At 36.7% G+C, this 18,833-nt stretch carries 13 protein-coding genes and 1 pseudogene; 3 read left to right on the forward strand and 11 right to left on the reverse strand.

Annotated features, from left to right (window positions below; all coding sequences use genetic code 11):
- Nucleotides 1-208: 208 nt before the first annotated feature.
- Nucleotides 209-5,038, forward strand: coding sequence for a RecQ family ATP-dependent DNA helicase (locus ABS362_RS15475; RefSeq protein WP_350413477.1), 4,830 nt, complete (start codon nucleotides 209-211; stop codon nucleotides 5,036-5,038).
- 110 nt (nucleotides 5,039-5,148) lie between these two features.
- On the opposite strand, the gene ABS362_RS15480 is transcribed toward ABS362_RS15475, so the two are convergent.
- Nucleotides 5,149-6,501, reverse strand: a complete 1,353-nt coding sequence (locus tag ABS362_RS15480) for a WYL domain-containing protein (protein WP_350413478.1) — start codon at nucleotides 6,499-6,501, stop codon at nucleotides 5,149-5,151.
- Between the two features lie 501 nt (nucleotides 6,502-7,002).
- Here ABS362_RS15480 and ABS362_RS15485 point away from each other — a divergent pair.
- Nucleotides 7,003-8,592 (forward strand): reverse transcriptase/maturase family protein, encoded by a 1,590-nt coding sequence (locus ABS362_RS15485; RefSeq protein ID WP_350413480.1) that lies wholly within the window; start codon nucleotides 7,003-7,005, stop codon nucleotides 8,590-8,592.
- Nucleotides 8,593-8,626: 34 nt separating this feature from the next.
- Here ABS362_RS15485 and ABS362_RS15490 read toward each other — a convergent pair whose 3' ends face one another.
- A complete protein-coding gene (locus tag ABS362_RS15490) occupies nucleotides 8,627-9,052 on the reverse strand; it encodes a type IIG restriction enzyme/methyltransferase (protein ID WP_350413481.1) in 426 nt (141 codons plus the stop codon).
- Nucleotides 9,053-9,717, reverse strand: a pseudogene (locus ABS362_RS15495) (DUF7149 domain-containing protein); the annotation flags it as partial. It lies immediately after the preceding gene.
- A 204-nt stretch (nucleotides 9,718-9,921) separates the two neighbouring features.
- Here ABS362_RS15495 and ABS362_RS15500 point away from each other — a divergent pair.
- Entirely contained in the window at nucleotides 9,922-10,374 is a 453-nt protein-coding gene (locus tag ABS362_RS15500) for a DUF1569 domain-containing protein (protein ID WP_350413485.1), read from the forward strand.
- A 44-nt stretch (nucleotides 10,375-10,418) separates the two neighbouring features.
- On the opposite strand, the gene ABS362_RS15505 is transcribed toward ABS362_RS15500, so the two are convergent.
- The 8 genes from ABS362_RS15505 to ABS362_RS15540 all read right to left on the reverse strand — a co-directional run bounded on the left by ABS362_RS15505 (nucleotide 10,419) and on the right by ABS362_RS15540 (nucleotide 18,829).
- Nucleotides 10,419-10,544, reverse strand: a complete 126-nt coding sequence (locus tag ABS362_RS15505; protein WP_350413486.1) for a hypothetical protein — start codon at nucleotides 10,542-10,544, stop codon at nucleotides 10,419-10,421.
- Nucleotides 10,545-11,092: 548 nt separating this feature from the next.
- On the reverse strand, nucleotides 11,093-12,922 hold the full coding sequence (locus tag ABS362_RS15510; RefSeq protein WP_350413488.1) for a heparin lyase I family protein: 1,830 nt from the start codon (nucleotides 12,920-12,922) through the stop codon (nucleotides 11,093-11,095).
- Between the two features lie 620 nt (nucleotides 12,923-13,542).
- The gene (locus ABS362_RS15515; RefSeq protein WP_350413490.1) at nucleotides 13,543-14,679 is read right to left on the reverse strand and encodes a glycosyltransferase family 4 protein; all 1,137 of its coding nucleotides are present in this window, start codon (nucleotides 14,677-14,679) and stop codon (nucleotides 13,543-13,545) included.
- A 35-nt stretch (nucleotides 14,680-14,714) separates the two neighbouring features.
- Nucleotides 14,715-15,200 carry a glycosyltransferase gene (locus tag ABS362_RS15520; protein ID WP_350413491.1) on the reverse strand — a complete coding sequence of 162 codons (486 nt, stop codon included), beginning with the start codon at nucleotides 15,198-15,200 and terminating at the stop codon, nucleotides 14,715-14,717.
- Nucleotides 15,197-15,637, reverse strand: a complete 441-nt coding sequence (locus tag ABS362_RS15525; RefSeq protein ID WP_350413493.1) for an oligosaccharide biosynthesis protein Alg14 — start codon at nucleotides 15,635-15,637, stop codon at nucleotides 15,197-15,199. Before ABS362_RS15525 ends, ABS362_RS15520 begins: the two co-directional genes overlap by 4 nt.
- Nucleotides 15,634-16,722 (reverse strand): glycosyltransferase family 4 protein, encoded by a 1,089-nt coding sequence (locus ABS362_RS15530; RefSeq protein ID WP_350413494.1) that lies wholly within the window; start codon nucleotides 16,720-16,722, stop codon nucleotides 15,634-15,636. Before ABS362_RS15530 ends, ABS362_RS15525 begins: the two co-directional genes overlap by 4 nt.
- A gap of 9 nt (nucleotides 16,723-16,731) precedes the next feature.
- Complete coding sequence (locus ABS362_RS15535) at nucleotides 16,732-17,796, reverse strand: glycosyltransferase (protein ID WP_350413495.1); 1,065 nt, start codon at nucleotides 17,794-17,796, stop codon at nucleotides 16,732-16,734.
- Nucleotides 17,797-17,815: 19 nt separating this feature from the next.
- Nucleotides 17,816-18,829 carry a glycosyltransferase gene (locus ABS362_RS15540; RefSeq protein WP_350413497.1) on the reverse strand — a complete coding sequence of 338 codons (1,014 nt, stop codon included), beginning with the start codon at nucleotides 18,827-18,829 and terminating at the stop codon, nucleotides 17,816-17,818.
- Nucleotides 18,830-18,833: the final 4 nt, after the last annotated feature.

Below are 18,833 nucleotides of genomic sequence, written 5' to 3' on the forward strand. Positions count from 1 at the left end.
AGAGTGTCATCTTTCCTGTTTGAAAAAATTTAATTATATGAGTGATAACATAATATCTTTATTAAAACATGAATTAATATGTAAAGTAAGAACCTTGAAACTAACCATGTCAAATACTATATGTGCTAATGCATTAGAATATTCATTGTTATAGAAATAATATTATAAATTGCCATAATTATTGTTTTAATAACAAGGCCTTTACTGGATGGAGCATGTTGCCTTTTTCGACTTGGAGGTAAGCATACAGACTAAACCAAGGATTCAAAGTATAGGTGTATGGTTTCAAGGCCGTACTCTCCACTCCCAATCTATATACGATTTCGAGCAGTTTCAACAAGATGCTAAAATGTTGTGCGGCCATAATATCCTGGCACATGACATTCCTTTTCTAAAAGTTGCCGGTGCTTCCGACAGCTTTCTTCGTAAAAGCTTTATTGATACACTTTACCTTTCCCCTCTTTTCTTTCCCAATCGGCCATACCACAGGCTTATAAAAGATTACCGGCTGGTGAGTGAATATTACAATAACCCTGTAGAAGACTCTAAAATTGCAGCTGATCTTCTAGAAGACTGCATAGGTGCTTACTTCAATATGCCTTCTCAATTAAGAAGCATCATTCACCACTTGCTATATAAACAGGAAGCCTTTTCTGCCTTTTTTGAATTAATAGCTAAAGGTGAACTAACTAGAGAAGAAGTTCAACTTGAAGTTCAAATCCGTTCTTATTTTAATAATAAGATTTGCTCCAATGCTAACCTTTACCCTCTAGTTTACCAACAGCCGATTCCTTTAGCTTATGCCCTTACCCTAATTAATGCTCCGGATCAGGGCTCTATCATCCCGCCTTGGTTGTTACATCGCTATCCTGAGGTAGTCACCATCCTACAGCAGCTCAGGGGAAATTCCTGTCAAGAACCCACCTGCTATTATTGCGAAAAGTATCTTTCTCCGATAGCAGGGTTACAAAAGTATTTTGGCTATGCTGGGTTCCGAAAGTTTTCTCAGAGTGAGCAGACACCACTGCAACAGCAGGTAGTAGAAGCGGGACTTAAAGGTGAGTCACTAGTAGCTATCTTTCCAACTGGTGGTGGAAAGTCTCTAACGTTCCAATTGCCAGCCCTAATGAAAGGAGATGCAAACCGGGCACTAACCGTTATCATCTCTCCCCTCCAGGCATTGATGAAAGACCAAGTAGATGTTCTACGTAACCGCTTTGACATTACTACTGCGGTGGCCATCAATGGTTTGTTATCACCATTGGAGCGCGCTGATGCTATACAGACAGTACAAGATGGTGGTGCTAATCTTCTTTACATATCTCCTGAATCATTACGTTCTAAGACCATTTATAGGCTGTTAAAAGGTCGTCAGATTGAACGTTTCGTTATCGACGAGGCACACTGCTTTTCTTCCTGGGGCCAGGATTTTCGAGTTGATTATCTGTATATAGGGCGCTTTCTTAAGGAGCTTACTGAGGCGAAAAACTTAAGCCAGCCCATTCCGGTGTCATGCTTTACTGCTACCGCTAAACCTGAGGTAGTGCAGGATATTATTCATTATTTTAAAGAGCAGGCTAATCTCAACCTGAAGCTATATCAGACAAGCGCTTCACGTACGAACTTGACCTACAAAGCATCCAAAGTGGATGGGAAAGAATCCAAAATGCAGCAGCTAAAAGATCTGCTTCAGGATTTAACGGAACCAGCTATTGTATATGTTAGTCGAACAAATACGGCTGTACAAATTGCCGAAGAGTTGAAAAAATCAGGTATAAAAGCGGTTGCATTTCATGGGAAAATGGAATCTGATCTGAAAATTTCAATTCAGGACAGTTTTATGGGAGGTGAAGTTAATGTGATTGTGGCAACCTCCGCTTTCGGTATGGGAGTAGATAAGGAAAACGTTAAACTGGTTGTGCATTATGATATCTCTGATTCATTAGAAAACTATTTACAGGAAGCGGGACGTGCTGGAAGAAAACCAGATTTGCAGGCTGATTGCCACCTGCTTTTTGACGAAAATGACCTAAATGAACACTTTGCCCTATTAAACCAAACTAAGCTTTCCAAAAAGGAAGTTGGGCAGATATGGAAAGCTGTAAAGGATTTTAAGCGGCTAAAGTTCACGAAATCTGCACTGGAGCTGGCCAAGCAGGCTGGCTGGGACACTGATATCATGAACCTTGAAACTCAAGTAAAGGCTGCAATAGCAGCACTAGAGGATGTAGGTTACTTAAAACGGGAAATGAATTCCCCTAGAATATTTGCACAAAGCATATTGGTGCGAAATGTTGAGGCCGCTAATAAAGTCATACATGCCAACTCAGACAAGTTCTTAGGCGATCAACTACAACAAGCAGTTAGGATATTTCAGTATCTTATCTCTCGCGAAGACACAATGATTGATACACTTTCTGATCATCTGGGTATTCAAAAAGAAACAGTAGTCAGAATCTTACTATACTTCAAGGAACTAGGTTTGCTTGGCGATACCAAAGACTTGACAGCTTTAATCAATCCTGCTCGAAGTGAGAAGAACTCTGAGCGTTGCTATCGGCGCTATTCGAACCTGGAGAAAGCACTATTAGATGTATTATTACCGACGGAGGATTCACCAGTTGTTTTCCAGATTCACCTGCGGGACATCAATGAAAAACTTATAGAAAAAGGATGTGATGGAAGTTCCATTGAGGCAATCCGGAACTTGCTGCAATTCTGGGAGCACAAGCATTATATCAAGAAGGAGCGGATTGATGCCCATACCCTTCTTTACCGCATTGGTTTCCGTAAAGAAAAGCATGAGATAAAAAAGGCCATCCATGAACGCCTTACCAGGGCTGCTGACGTTGTACAGTGGCTATGCCAACAGAACGCGCTCGAGATTGCAAACAAGCAAAAGCAGGATGATAGTGCCCTCGAATTTTCAATGGTGGAAATGAAAAAAGGGGTGGAGTATAATAACATTATGCTACCTAAAGCCTCGCTCACAGATTATGAGGCAGACCTACTATACCTGCACATCATAGGTTCCATCAAACTGGAAGGCGGATTATTTGTACTCTATAATCCTATGACAATTGAGCGGCTAGTTGAGGATAATCGAAAGAATTACACAAAAGAAGATTACGCTAAGCTTGAGAGGCATTATGAAAAAAAAGTGGAACAGATCCACATTATAGGAAAGTATGCCGAAAAGCAAATCCGTAACCACATAGAAGCTCTCAGCTTTGTAGATGATTACTTCCGATTGGGTTATGAAGCTTTTGTGCAACGCCATTTCCGGAACGAAAAAGGTAAGCTGAAGCAGCCGATAACAGATAAGAAGTACAGGGAAATATTTGCCAATCTTTCCCCTGAACAAGAGTTGGTCATCAAAGACAATAAAAGCTCTCATATTTTAGTAGGTGCAGGACCTGGTAGCGGAAAAACTCGGGTGCTAGTGCACAAGGTAGCCGCTTTACTGATGATGGAGGACATTAAGCCGGAGCAGTTTTTGATGCTCACGTTTTCCCGTCCTGCTGCTACTGAGTTCAAGGAAAGACTACAAAGGCTAATAGGGAAATCAGCATATCATATTGATATTTTTACCTACCATGGCTTTGCATTCCAACTTTTAGGCCGTGTAGGCGATTTAAAGAAGTCCGACAATGTGATAAAGCAGGCTACAGAAGGTTTGATAAATGACGATGTTCCGAGCGACCGGCTGAAGTGCAAGAGCGTGATTGTGGTAGATGAGTATCAGGATATTAGTCAGCAGGAGTATGACTTCCTTAATAAGATAATTGAGTTAGCTGATGATGTGCGGGTGATCGTGGTGGGAGACGATGATCAGAATATCTATGAGTTCAGAGGTTCCTCTGTGTCCTTTATGCGTGACTTTGAACGTGATAAACAGGCAATGAAATACCTCTTCAGCACAAATTACCGTGCTTGCTTTAACCTAGTAGATTTCTCTAACCATTTTCTAAAACTTTTCAAGTCTGATAGGTTAAAGGAAGGACTGCCCCTGATGGCCTATAAGCAAACCTTTGGTGATATTTGTTTAAACCGTTATAAATCTAGCTCTGATCTGGTGACTCCTCTGGTGCAGGATGTAGTAAAACGAAAGCTTACCGGAACAGTAGCTGTGTTGACTCACACCAATGAGGAAGCCTTGCTAGTACAAAACCTATTGCTCCAAAATAATATTCCTACTCGCCTTATTATGGCTCAGGATGGGTTCTCTTTGCGGCAGTTGCTAGAGATCAAGTGTTTCAGTTGGTACATACGCGACAAAGTCAACAACGAGCTTGGTTTTATAGCAAAGGAGGACTGGGAGCAAAGCCGAAACCGGATTGAGCAGGAGTTTGCCGGCTCAACTAATTTAGGCCTAAGCTTAGATGTAATAGATGAATTTGGACGAACAAGTGGCGAACGAAAATTTTGGTCTGACTGGCTAGCTTATATCCAGGAAGCACGTGCTGAGGATTTTATTTATCCTGAGGCTAATAAAGTGTTGGTATCCACCATGCACAAGGCCAAAGGAAAAGAATTCGATCATGTCTTCTTATTATTAAAAAATTACAAGCTGGAGAAGGAGTCGAATAAGCGTGTAGTCTATGTGGCCATCACCCGAGCCAAGCAATCCTTGCACATTCATACCGACCAGTATTATTTTGACCAAATAAGAGTTGAAGCACTGACAAGAAAGGAAGACCACACCTTATACCCAGCGCCGAAAGATTTGCAACTGGAAACAAGTATGAAAGATGTGGTATTAGGTTTCTTCAAGCAGCCACATACTATAAAAATAGTAAGACAACTAAAAGCTGGTAGCTCTCTAAAATCACAAAAAAATTCTACAGATAATCTGTTTCTTTCAGATGTCTCTGTAGTATCCTTCTCCCAGAAATTTAAGCAAGTGCTGGCAAAATTATTCACACAAGGTTACACTCTGCAGAGAGCCGATATAGCGCATGTTATAGTTTGGTATTGTGAGGAGGATGGAAAGGAATATCGAGTAGTTCTGCCTAGGCTGTATTTGCAAAGCACTTAATCAAATGTTTATCTAGCTACTTTTTATACTACTAGAAATAAGGAAAAGTGTATACAATAAGAAAAAAAGCCACTAATTTCGAGTGGCTTTCTTTATAATATAATTATAAATTACTGAGCAGGAGGATTTTCTTTAGGTAAATCAACTATCTGGCCTTCTACAGAGCCTTCCTCATTAACTTCTTTAGACTTTGACACCTCAGTGTTAAAAGTTTCAGTCCCTGCAGCTACCTCTGTAACTTTAGCAGCAAGGATATCTCTTTCTTCAGCACCTATCTCCTGATAATCCAAATTTAAGATCTCAGCTTGTTGAATACGATCTATCCTAAAAATTCTTTCTTCTTCTTTAGATTGACAAAATGCTTCAACAAAAATTAATTTCTGGTTTGAGCTTGTAAAAAGATTACAAACCTTTACAGTTCTAGTCGATAATTTTTCTTGTCTGTTTTTGTACTGTATCCTTAAATACTGATTTGAACTATGCGCCTTGTTAATCAACTTTTCAATAGAATCAGTAATATGGTCTTGAAAAGAATTTTCGTTTAAATCTGTAGCTGAATTTATAAAATTGAAATCAGGTGCTTTTTCAATAAATGGAGATTTTAAAATATCCCATTTTATAATGTCATTAACCTTAAAATTGCCAAATCGATTGAGGAAATAATCGAATCCTCTCACCTTATAATACCCACCATCATAAATAAAAGACTTAGGTTTGATGATAGTTGGTTCTTTCCCTTCTCTGCTGAATCGTAAAAATTTATTAGTCTGAATAGCCTCTTCTATTTGTTTTAATATTTTTTCTATTGAAGATGAATTGTTTATAATTGTTATCGCTTCAATAGGTAAGAACTCTTCAGAGTATTTATTTAATGAACTGTTAAACCACAGGCATTTTACTACTAGTTTGGATACTTTTCTGATTTCATGCCCCTTCTTTTTATCATATACCGGTTCTTTGACTTCATTTTGTTTTACACAGCTTACCTGCATAATTGGGGGCTGGTAACTAAGCAATGCATTTATTGTAACATTGTTTTTAAGTGCATGCTTAGTTGAATTATCACTAAAGTAGATATCCTCAAACTGTGTAGATATCTTTTTCTTATTTGACTCTAATTCATGAGTAGAAAATATTATTTCCCTTCCATAAGATAATTCAGCTTCATCAACAATTGTATTAGCCTTTCTAATTATCTTTAATTGTTCATGGTTAAGCCATTTCTCTTCGAATGAATAATTTTTATGGGAAAACCATTTACAAAGACATTTGAATTCACTTCTTACTTGGTGGCCTGTTTTTTGATCACATATCTCTTCGTTTTCCTTTACAATCTCTATAATTATCATTAACGGAGATAATAATGATGGATCTCCACCAATTAATACATTATCTATACCTTCAATAAAAGGATGTGTTTTAATAGCTACAATGTCACCTAAGCTAAAAGGGAATTTAGTCATAACTTTATCTTAATATTATCTAAGTCTAAGCTAGCAATATTAGCAAATAAATATATATTTGCAATGTTAGCTCAGAGGCAAGGGTTAAAAATTACGAACAGCTGGTTTGATGGATTATAAGTTTGGAATGGAAATTATTATGTCCATTTTAGATTACTGTTTTCAACGAACGGAAAACAGGCTGAAGATTAGTTCCGTTTGCTCCAAAGAACTCAACGGTGCTGGAAACGAACTCTAAGGTTGCCTGAATAGCAGGGACCAAAGTTACTAAGTTATCTACGCCCATACAAGGAGCGAAACACAGGAAGCATGATACAAGCTTCATTAGGATGATTATTATTGACATAGTCTTTCTATTATATAGTTTGTTAAACACTTTCTTTATACAATTCACATTAGCGGCGACTCAAGAACTTGGGTAACAATCTTGCTCTATTTATTAGAGGTTATGTTCGTAATGTAAATTTGCCGCGCCTATTTGCCTTTGGGTTAACTTTTTAGATGAAACAGGATACACAAGATATTTGGTTAAAGAGCAGAGGTTATTTGCACCTTACCCAAAAGATAAATATTGCTGAAGAGGGTAAATCTATAAAGGCTAAAATCACCAATAAAAACTTCGTTGCAAAACATGCTTTCTTCCCGCTAATACATTGCGTCATTAAGGAAAGAAAGTTTAAAAAAGTTAAGACGGACGGATCAACAATCAGAAAGCATAGTTATAAGGATCCAGAAAAGGGTGAATATGTTCAGACAGCAAAAAAACGCCCTTTACATTATGCAACTCATATTGATTCTTTAATTTTTGGTTATTATGCTTCTGTATTACAGGAAAAGTACGAAGCTGAACTAGCCAAATTTGCTGGCTTATCAAAATGCATCACTGCTTATAGAAGAATTGAGCACAATCAGGAAGGCTATAATAAAAGCACCATTCATTTTGCTCATGAAGCTTTTGAACAAATTAAAAGCTTGGCATCTGCCAATGGTTGCCAAGTTTTAACATTCGACTTAAAAAGCTTCTTCAGCACTCTAGATCATAAAGTACTTAAGCGTGCCTGGTACCAATTATTCGGCCTAGATACTTTACCCCCCGATCATTATAATGTTTTTAAAGCAGCTACTAACTTTTCCTATGTATTACTCGATGATCTGAGAATTTCTCCAGATAAAATGGGCAGAAAATCCGGGTTTGATGAAAAGCGGCTAGCAGAGCTTCGAAGTAAAGGTATACAAGCCTTTTTTGAATCGCCGGAAGAATTGCGTAATAAAATACAGTCAAAAGAATTACCAGTCTTTAAAAACCCGTTTCGGAATAAGCAAAAGCAGCTAATAGGAATACCACAAGGATTACCCATCAGTGCCGTCTTAGCCAACCTCTATTTATTAGAATTTGATAAACAAGTATTTGAACACTTAGTATGCCAGCTAGGTTGCTATTACCGGAGGTATTCCGATGACATTTTAATTATAAGCGAGCAAAAGGACTGCAAGAAAGTCGAGGACTTCATTAGTGAAATGCTAAGGCGATTCAAAGTTGATTTATCTAAAGATAAGACGGAGAAATTTTGCTTTAAGACTATACTTGATGATAAGAATAACTCCAAAGTAATTAGTATTAGAACTATTGAGGGTAAAGAACATCTAGGCTTACCTTTGAATTATTTGGGTTTCGAATTCTACGGAGACAAAACGCTGATAAAATCGGCAAACCTCGCGAAATTCTACAGGCGCATGATAGAAGCTGTTAAAAGATCAGGCCGCCACATCAGAAAAGCAAAACATAAAAGCCCTTTTGCCTCTAATGAGCTTTTTAAGAAAAGAATATTCAAGTTATACAGTTTCCATGGCAACAAAAAGAGGCTCACTTATAAGGCAACTAAACGACTAGAAAAAGATGCTCTAGGACGATATAGATTTGTTAAGTATGAACTTAATAAGCCCAAAAAGGGACGTGGCAATTACTTTACCTATTTAAAGCGGGCAAGCGAATTAATGCAGGAGCCTTCTATAAAAAGACAAGCCCATAAGCATTATCGAGTTTTACATCAAGCCATTGATAAACATATTACCCAAAAGCTTTCTGATTGACTTTAACTACAAAACAATCTTATTTAGAACTTTACTACTTTTTATAAAATGACCCAAGAGCAAATCCGTCAATTAGAGAAAGAATTGTGGGATGCCGCCGATGCGCTCCGTGCAAATAGCAAACTAACAGCTTCAGAAACAGGATGCGGTTCATCCAGGTAATACACAGCTCCAGGGCTACGTTAAACAGTTGCTCTTCGCGGGTGTTGCCAAAACTATACGTGTTATCCAGCCCACCGATCAGGTCTTCGGATTTCAGGTTCTGGTAAGCGCTTTCAAGCAGCGAGCCGTGGTTAGGTTTTGCTTTACGTTGGATGAGCTTGCGGCCTCCCTCCTTCACTTCCTCCAGTCCTATCAGGTGCAGCAATTCCTGGTAAAACCCTTTGTCCAGTGAGTTGGCATCGTTGGCAAAAGGCTCTTTTAATAAATGCGCCGGCGAAAGCAGCTTATACAGCGCCACCAGTTTCACATCGTCTTTCAGGTCTGTGTTGCGCAGCGGCTTTTCGTAGTCTAAAAGGTTAAAGTAAGTAAAGGCTATAGTTTCGGGTAGTTGGGCAAGTAAAGGTGCGGCAATCTCTTTGTAAAAAAGTCGGTTCCGGTACTCGCCTTTCGGCCTTCGCTCCAGTCGGTAAAGTCTTTTTTAAGTTGCGTGTTACGGTAGAACAGGCGGTCAAACTCCAGGGCATCAAATACAAACCACTCGTGCACGCTTGTAATTACCAGGTGTTTTATGTCATGGTTTTTATGCTGCACCCGCTCGCGCAGGTAATACAGCAACAGCTCGTGCATGGCCTTATAGTTCAGGTTCTGCTCGGTGGGCATGTCAGCTTTGTTGGTTGGCCGCTTTACTTCCAGCAGTACGCCGGCGTTGCTTTTGGTGCTGTTGCCGGTATGTATCACCAGGTCGGTTTTGCCTTTGGTGTTCAGGCCATAGTTGCTATAGAATGCCTGCATCAGAAAATCGCGCAGGTGGTTCTTGGCGTGTTCTTCGGTTTCGGTCAGGTCTATACTTTGCAGCAGGTTCTTCAGCGCTGTTTTAAATCGCTCAATATCGGTTCGGATTGTTTTCAGACGCAGGTAGGCTTTGTTCAGGGCCGGTTTCGGCTTCAGAATGTGGTGCTGCATGTAGGTCGGTTTATTTATACAGCAAGACAGATATAGTAATTATAATATGCGAATTCGGTAAGATCAGGTTAGCTTTTACCATAAACTATAGCACATTCCTCTACTCAAAAACTCTTAAGCTAAGTACTAATAACCAAAAAATATTTACTTGCTCTGTTTGAATAAACTGTATATTTAAACTGGTAAAATGACCTATAGAAAGAAATGAACAGCGTATTTAACCCGGCAACGACTGATGAACTCATCACTCGTATTCACAAACGACAAAAATACTCCAGACCACTTTGGGGTAAAATGAACGTAGCCCAGATGCTGGCCCATTGCAACGTAACCTACGAACTGGTGTACGAAGACTTGCACCCGAAACCAAACCCAATTATGAAGTTTCTGGTAAAACTGTTTGTAAAAGATTTCGTGGTAAACGAGAAGCCTTTTAAGCAGAATGTACACACAGCCCCGCATTTTAAAATTGTGGATACAAAAGACTTTGAACTAGAAAAGAGCCGCCTGATCACTTATCTGCAAAAAACACAGCAATTAGGCCAATCTTATTTTGAGGGGAAAGAGTCGCACTCATTTGGTCCGCTGAACAGCAGCCAGTGGAATAATATGTTTTACAAACACCTAAATCACCACCTGAACCAGTTTGGCGTGTAACGTATGAAATCAAAAAGTCTATCTACATGAAAAAGGCTAAGTGTTTACAAGAATACGTGCACAATTACCTGCCACTTTTCAAGAATCACATTCAGTTTAAATGGCAATTGGGGCTCGTGCTTATTTTGCTCTTCGGAATACTGGTTGTTAGATGCTAGTTTTACAGACAAACAAAAAGGGTAAGTAAATTTTACATCCATCATTTTTCTGATCATACAGATAATGCCTGTCGTACTCCTAGGTAAAGTGGGCAGAACCTAAATAGGTCTAAACAGGCTAGCGGCAACAAGAGATTAATGCACATAGATCCAACTCGCTTTACGGAGTAATGCTTGCACATGTTGGATTCAACCTAATGATTTGGTAGTATAGCTGGTATTTTCAGGGTCGTTAGTATTAAATAAACTGATGATATTTATTATTAACATACAACGCATGACTATTATTCCATCCTAATTTTGATATTCTTAAAATTTAAACAACTTCAATTGTTCTATAGAATAATTTGATTTAAAGCTGTTATAAGATTAATAAAAGGACTGAAACTAATATCCCCTAACTCTGTAATTACACCGTTAAAGTTAGGGGATATTAGTTTCAGTCCTTTTATTAATGAAACGTACTTTCTAAAAGAATCTGTTTCATTTACTCATTTGAATCATGTTTCTGTTTCAGTATTTAGTAAAGCTTTGATACTGAAACTAAAATATGAGGATTTTTACAGTGTAACAGTTAAAGTTGCTTTTAATTCACTACCTGCCACTCCTTTACCATTAGCATCAGAATAAGGTGTTGCAATTAAATTGTAGGTTCCAGTAGGCACTTTCCAGTTATGATAATTACCGTTCGCTTCCCAGAATAAGGAGTACGGAGCTGTATTATCTGTAACTGTTCTTCCCCAATCACCCCACATTTTCAAATTAACACTTCCTGTCTTTGCAGTATTAGTATTTGCTCTAATGTTAATGTTCTTTAAACCAAGTTTAGACAAACTAATAGTTGTACTGTTTGAAAAAGTAAGTACATCACGATCTGTATCTGCATTTATTATAGTATAACTAACAACTGCTGGGTTTGTATCTACAATTGGAGTAGAAGGTTCTGTTGGCGTTGGCTCGGGTGTAGTTTCAGTAGAACCAGTATTACTCATCGGAGATAAGTATTTACCTGGAATTGGTCTCTCCTGTGCGCCATTTGGAAGGGTCCAACCTACAGCAAGGTTATCAAGACCTTTACTTTCTAGATGCAGTGCTTCAATATAATAGCGTTTACCAGCTTCTAAATAAATTGCTGCTGATTTTTGCGAACTGAATTTAGTCCATTCACGAACATTAGTCCAACTTGATACAGACGCAATTTTCACCTTTTTAGCAGGATCATCGGATGAGCTCAAATACAGGTCAGCCATATCATCAGATGCGATCCAGAATGTATAGTTACCGCTCACTGGCGCTGTAACATAACCACGAACACGCTGACCATAATTATTAGCCACATCAGAAGGTGTCTCGAAAAGGCTTAATTCTGTCTTTTCAGATGGTGCTGAATTAACTGGTATTACACTAACATTACTGCCATATATACCTGACCAAAATTCACGAGTAATCTTGCCAGTACCTGTGGCTGGTAGACCAGTTTCAGGCTGTGTTGAAGTTGGTTCTTCTACCACTGGAGTTGGTGCAGCAACTGAGTTACCACGCATTTCTTCCAAAGTAGCTTTTTCATTTCCAACTTTGATGTTGTCATAATAAAGTACTCTTTTGTTTGTGTCTGTTGTCTGCTCATCATTCCATGCCCATTTATAAATACCAATCTTCCAATACGGAAGTTGAGCATCGTTATAGCTGTTCCCCCCCCTATGTTCTAAAACTTTGGTACCGTTATGCCATACTTCAACTAATCCGTCTTCGCCATATGAATGGATGATATGGAATACAAATTCATGCCATTTATCCTTAGTTACTGTACCCAGGTCGTAGCTTTTCTTAGACTGTACACCTGTACTCACTTTATTAACATTATAACCAATATCTAAGACAAACTTATCATTGATGTTCTGAAATCCTAGAGCTGGACTACGCCAATTCTCACCTAAATCAAAATCAGGCCATGCATGCCATTGTGTTAAACTCTCCGCTTTAGTATCCCTAGCATAATCGCTTGAAGGAAAATAAGCAGCAAAAGAATACCATCTGTCATTCCCTGTAGCAGGATCAAAAACAATTTCTGATCTTGTACCACCCGCTACTTTATTATCAGTATCTCTTAATTCGAAGCGAAGTGACTTATCACCACTATAAGAATACAAATCTGAAACCTGCATAGAATAGCTCGCTGCAGTTTCTTTACTTAAAGAAGAAAGAGGATCTGCTCCATCAAAGAACTCTTCATATAATAAGTTTAAAGATGAAATATTATTTATAGAAGTAGCATTTAATGTATCGCTACCTGCTGATGGCGTTGGAAGTTCCTGTTCATTTGGATCGCAGGAAAAAGTAAGAAATGCTAACAGCAACGATGCTACCACTGAATTTGATTTGGTTTTCATTGAGTTTGGCTAAAAGTAAAAAAAATAATAAATTAACCTTATATATTATTTGAAATTAGTAGTAACAAGAAGGCTTATGAGTTTTTAAAAATCTTAAATAAAATCAAACCTTATCTTGTTAATAAGTTAATATATAAGATGTTACAAATTTATGAATGTTTTTTTTAAAAATCCTACTTCCATGAAAACGATATCTGATAAAAATTATAACTGATTAAAAAAGCAACATTTCTTACTGTGCAAAAAAACCTGTTATTTAGAGTTAATTAATGATTTTAAAATCGGACTTAGAGCAAAAAAAATAGGTTAACATGAAAAAATCATATCAACCTAATGAGACATATATATTTAAAATTATAATTTTACCAATCAATAAATCAGGTTTTTCTATATCGATTATTAAACATCAAAAAATAAAATCAATAATATAAATATTTAATTTTCAACAATTTACACATACTTTCTGACTCTAATTTTTGATAAAGATTATAATATATTACGTTACAGGAATAACCAATTTTATACCTTATTTATAGAAAAACTGAAATGTTTGTTATTTTTTAATTAAGATTCTATCATAAGCTAGAAGAATATAATGCTCAACATATAATTAAACTCAATTAGAGTTCTTTTAACATGTTTACAATTGAGCCACCTGATATTTTCCAGTTGAGCCTTTTCTGATACTCTAGATAAGATGAAAACGCTAGTTCTTCGTACTTGCTATAGTCTTTAAAATAAGATTCGATATAAGCAGCATATTCATCAGCCGGAGATTCTAAATCAAAAGTTTTCCCATTTACGTTGTTCTTTATTATAGTTGCTACTCCTCCAACATCTCTTGCTAAGGAGGGTAACCCATAGGCGCTTGCTTCACAAAATACTAACCCGTATGCTTCTGCAACTGATGGAACAATCAGAAAATTACAAATGGTTAGTAATTTTTCTATTTCATATCTCCCCTCTTCTGTAGATTTACTTATGAAACCATGGTTGATCACATAGTGTGGTATATACCTGATTGGAATCGTTTTCAATCCTACCACATGCAGTTCAGTTTTAATCCCTTTCTTATTTAGTTGATCAGCCACTTTTAATGCCATATCCCCACCCTTTCTTATCCAATTCACTCCCATAAAAAGCAGTCTGCAGGTTGTTTTAGATCTTGCTTTTATAATATCCCTTATATCGTCAGCATTCTTACTATGGCTTATATTAGCACCGAATGGTACTACTCTCACTTTCCCTGGATCTACTTTATAGTTACTGATTGCTGATTTCGCTGCCCAATCAGAAGCATAAAGTGCTAAAGTACATTTGTCCAATGCACTTTGCTCAAGGTAATGTCCTTCTTTTATAGTTGCTTTACATAAGTTTGAAAAGTCCGCATAAAAATCGAGCATCCCTGCGAAAGTAGCATCGGTGTAGAATATAATTGGCTTCTCAGAATTTATCAATGCAAGAGGGAGTGATCCGGGAGAAAAAATAAATTGGCTGTCGTCACTAATTTGCTTTACAGCTTGCATAGCATAACTTTTTGCAACAGTTGGGTTACGTTTTTTAATATATTTTTCACCCCTTATAATTCTGTAATAAAGAGATTTTAAAGCTGCCTCTGCAGTGTTTCTGGTTTTAAGATTATTAATGTATTCAATAGTTGCCCCCTGATCGCATAAAGCTTGAGAAATGAAATATGATAAACCAGACCAATTATGAATATCCTGTGCATCATGAGTAGTTATGTAAGATACTTTCATAGCTATTATATTTTTTCTAGAGGCGATGAAGTAGTTCAAGAGTGTATAGCTTCACGGATAGCAATAATGAGATTGTCAGAGGCATAATTTCCTAACTTATACAAAGGTTTTAGTTCATTATAAAAAGCTGACATGATCATTGACTTTAGTTCCTCCTCTTCAAATGCTACATGCACATAGTTTAATTCTTTCAACTTAATAGCTGTCGCCATCTGATGATCACTCCTATGTTCTTTATACTTGATCAGCCTTGGAAATATGATTATAGGTTTTTCTTTTTCAAGGGCAGATATTACAGTGCCCATACCAGCATGACTCACTATAAGGTCAGCTTCAGTAAAATAGAAATCGAATTCGGATGGATCTAAAAAATCAAAAACCTGAATGTTTTTAGGTTGATAATAACTTTTAGGAGTTTGCGCTATTATAGTAATATCCTCTAAGTACAAAGTGATAGAATCAATAGCTTTTATTAATCGGTCGAATGGTTCTTGTGTACCTGTAGTTAAAAAAACTTTCATAATACACTACCGCTAAACTTAATTTTTGACGTAGCTAGATGAGGCCATTGTGTATAAACATTATCCGCAAAAAAGATTGCTATCTTCCCACTCAAAGATACTCTCTCAACATTCGCAATACTATCTACCCATAAAGTTTTCAAACCTAAAATTTTCCCGATCATAATACCTAATAAGCCAGGTGCAGCTCCGGTTGTAATAACTATATCAGGCTTTAGTGATAAGATCAGTTTTGCTACGCAAAATGCCATATAGATTAGTCTTAATTTACTTTGTCTACTAGCATTAGGTATACTATAAAAATCATGCTCTTTAACTGTTTCTGAAAAGCTTTGCTTGGTAGATACAAATATGACTTCTTGCTCTGCAAAGGCAGGCTTTAGCCGCAACAACTGAATCCAATGCCCACCTGCTGATGCTATGGCTAAAATTCTCATCTTTTCAGAATCAATGTGTTGTAAATATCTTCAAGCTTTAAAATGACCGCTTCAGGAAAATAGGGCTTTATAATACTTCTTGATGCTTCTCCCATGTGAGTCGCAAGTTCAGGGTTATTTATAAAACGCTTAAGTCTATCGTAAATTGCTGCTTTATCTCCAGGCTCAACTATAAAACCGTTGAAGTTATCATAAACAACTTCAGTAATCCCTCCTACTGAAGTGGTAATTACGGGCAGTTGATAGCTTATGGCTTCGAGTATCGAAATTGGCAACCCTTCATTATAGGAAGGCAGAATATAAACATCGCTTTCAGCCAGAAGAGCTTGTTTTCTGCTACCATCAATCCATCCTTCAAACCTTACAATAGAATGTAGTCCATTAATATTAATATACTCCTGCAATCTTCTTACATCTCCATTTCCACCAATAATTAATTGTAATGTACCATCCAGTTCTTGTTTATGATCACGTAATACATCTAGTAAATCAAATATTCCTTTTCTATCACCAATCTTACCTAAGAACAGAAATTTAAGAACTCCTTTATTTGATTTCCTGGCTCCGGCATTGATAGGTTGTTCTACAATATTTTCTAAAATTCTTATGTTTTTATTATTGAAATTCTGACTAAAGAACAATTCCCATTGCCGGGATAAGCATATTATCAAATCCACATTGTTCATGAAGTGCTGTATAATTTTTTTACATAGCAGTCCACTATTATCATAAAACAACTTAAACTCAGAACCATGACAATGGTAGATTACTTTACGTCTATAAACGTAATGCGTTATAAGAAAAACCATATATTTTCTAAATATACTTCCCTTTGCAGCTCCATGTATATGTACTACCTGTATTCGTTTATCATGAGTCAGTTTTATAGTTATCAGGAAAAGTCCGAAGATAAAATAAGGTATACCGTAAAGTTTAAAAGTTACAGGTTTATAAGTTGGTATAAATTTGAAGTGCGGAAAATATTTTGAATATGTATTTATAACTGCAGCAATACCACCTTTGTGATTCTTGTACTTCTCCCCTATAGTTAAAATACATTGCGATATACTATCAGTAATCATCATACAAGTCATTTAAAGGGCAGACTTAAAATTCAATTTTGTGTATTCCTGCAAGTACTTTTCGGCTGTTTGCTTAACTGCAAAAGTCTCATTAACATATCTTAAGGCAGAATCCAAGTTTACTTGAAATTCTTTATGTGTACACCTGTGGATTATGCCCTCTATTGCATAAGCACATGCTACTACATCTCCTTTTTCAAAGTAATAACCATATTTACCTTCTGCTATAATTTCTAAGGGACCTTCTATATTCGACACTAAAACCGGAATTCTAGCTGCCATAGCTTCCACAACCGTAAGCCCAAAACCTTCATATAGAGAAGGTTGAAGAAGTAAACTATAGTTTTTCAAATTAGAATAGATATAGCTCCTATCCAGATTTCCTCGAAACCTGACATATCTGTCTACATTTAGTTCTGCTGCCAGGTCTTTAAGGAAATGTAATGACTGCCCGCTTCCTATAAAATCTACGGTTATATCTTTATGGCCATTTGTATGTACGAGTATGTTAAGCGCTTTTAGTACTATATGCTGTCCCTTTTTCTCATGATCAAGCCTACTGATTTGAACTAACCTGAAAGGACTTTTATTAATTCTTGCTTTCCGTGAAAGTATATCAGAAACATTAATACCATTGTAAACTAACTTAGGTACTATATTAGCTCTTACAATAAGGTCAGTTTGTACAGCATTAGATATCGCAAAAACGCGTTTATATTTACGCATGTTAGCAACTGGATAATTCACATCATGCACTGTCAAACAACTTATACTTTGCCAGAAAGGTAACATCTGAATTAAATTATGATTGTGACAATGAATAGCAATAATCTTGTTCAGAAACATGAGGTACCACAATTTCAACAGGAAAATTAAATTGATCCTTTCCCCAGGCTTTCTATTAAGGAAATAGGTTTTAACCTTTTTGCTGATTTTACCTTTTATAACAGGATCTACAACGTTATTGATTACTATTAATATTACCGGCCTTGATATTGCCTGGTGATTAATAATATCTATTAACATGTGCTCTGCGCCCCCAACTGTTAAAGAAAAGACAATATGGACTATTTTCATGTTGGTGAATTATTGATATTTATAGCACACCTGCCACTTGTAGTGTTCGCAATATTAAATTATCTGGCCTCAGGTATTTTTCGTAATAGGCTTTATTGGCAAACATCATTTCTTTCATTTTATCTGGCTGGTTCAGTAATTTTTCTGCAGCGTTAAGCATTTCATTGTTTGTACAGCTTATATAATTCTTACCCTCCAAGAATCCATCTCCGACTACAAACTCTAAGGGTTCTGAAAGTACAACTTTTGAGCAGGCTACGTATTCACCTAACTTCCATCCAATCGAGCCATGTAACCCAGTTGTAGCAATACAGATTGACGCACTTTTCATCAGATTCAGATAATTACTTTTCGAGGTAAACTTCTTAGGGATAACTAGATCCGGAAAGTGCATTCTGGAATATTGGTCATCAAAAAACCCTCCTATAAAACTTTTCCCAAATCGTTTCTTAAATTTCCTTATAACATCTGCTCTGCTTTCATTAAGCAATTTTCTCTCTTCTATTAAATCTCTTGGTAGTGATAATTCATATGGATCCCAGACTCTTGTCAGAAAAAGCATTGATCCTTCATAACTATAGTTTGATCTAATAAGTGGAAGCATACTTAAGTTCTCGTGACAGATATCTTTATAAAACTCAATATTAAAAACTTTAGCCAAGTGCCTGTTATAAGAAATCAAAGCTTTTATCGAGCTCTTAGACCCAAATCTGTATTCTAAAATATCTTTATACAGTGTGTTATACACTTTATAGTTGAGCCCAAGCGGGTATACATTCTTATTCTTAAGTTTTAAACTATATTCATGTGAGTAAGACCTTTTAAAATAAAAGTCACATTGATCAAGGACGCTATCTAATAATGCCAAATTATCATTTATGTCAAGATCATGGTCAAAACGGTATCCATCAAGAGTGTCATAAATTATTTTTTTTCCAGCAACATCAACAGCCAGAACTGGTAAGTCCTTTCTCTTATACACCGATTCTGAGGTTCTTTTTGTAGTAATTTTAACATGTTTAAGATCCTCCAACAGT

Origin of the sequence: Pontibacter populi (assembly GCF_040278685.1) — a bacterium.
Taxonomy (GTDB): Bacteria; Bacteroidota; Bacteroidia; order Cytophagales; family Hymenobacteraceae; genus Pontibacter; species Pontibacter populi.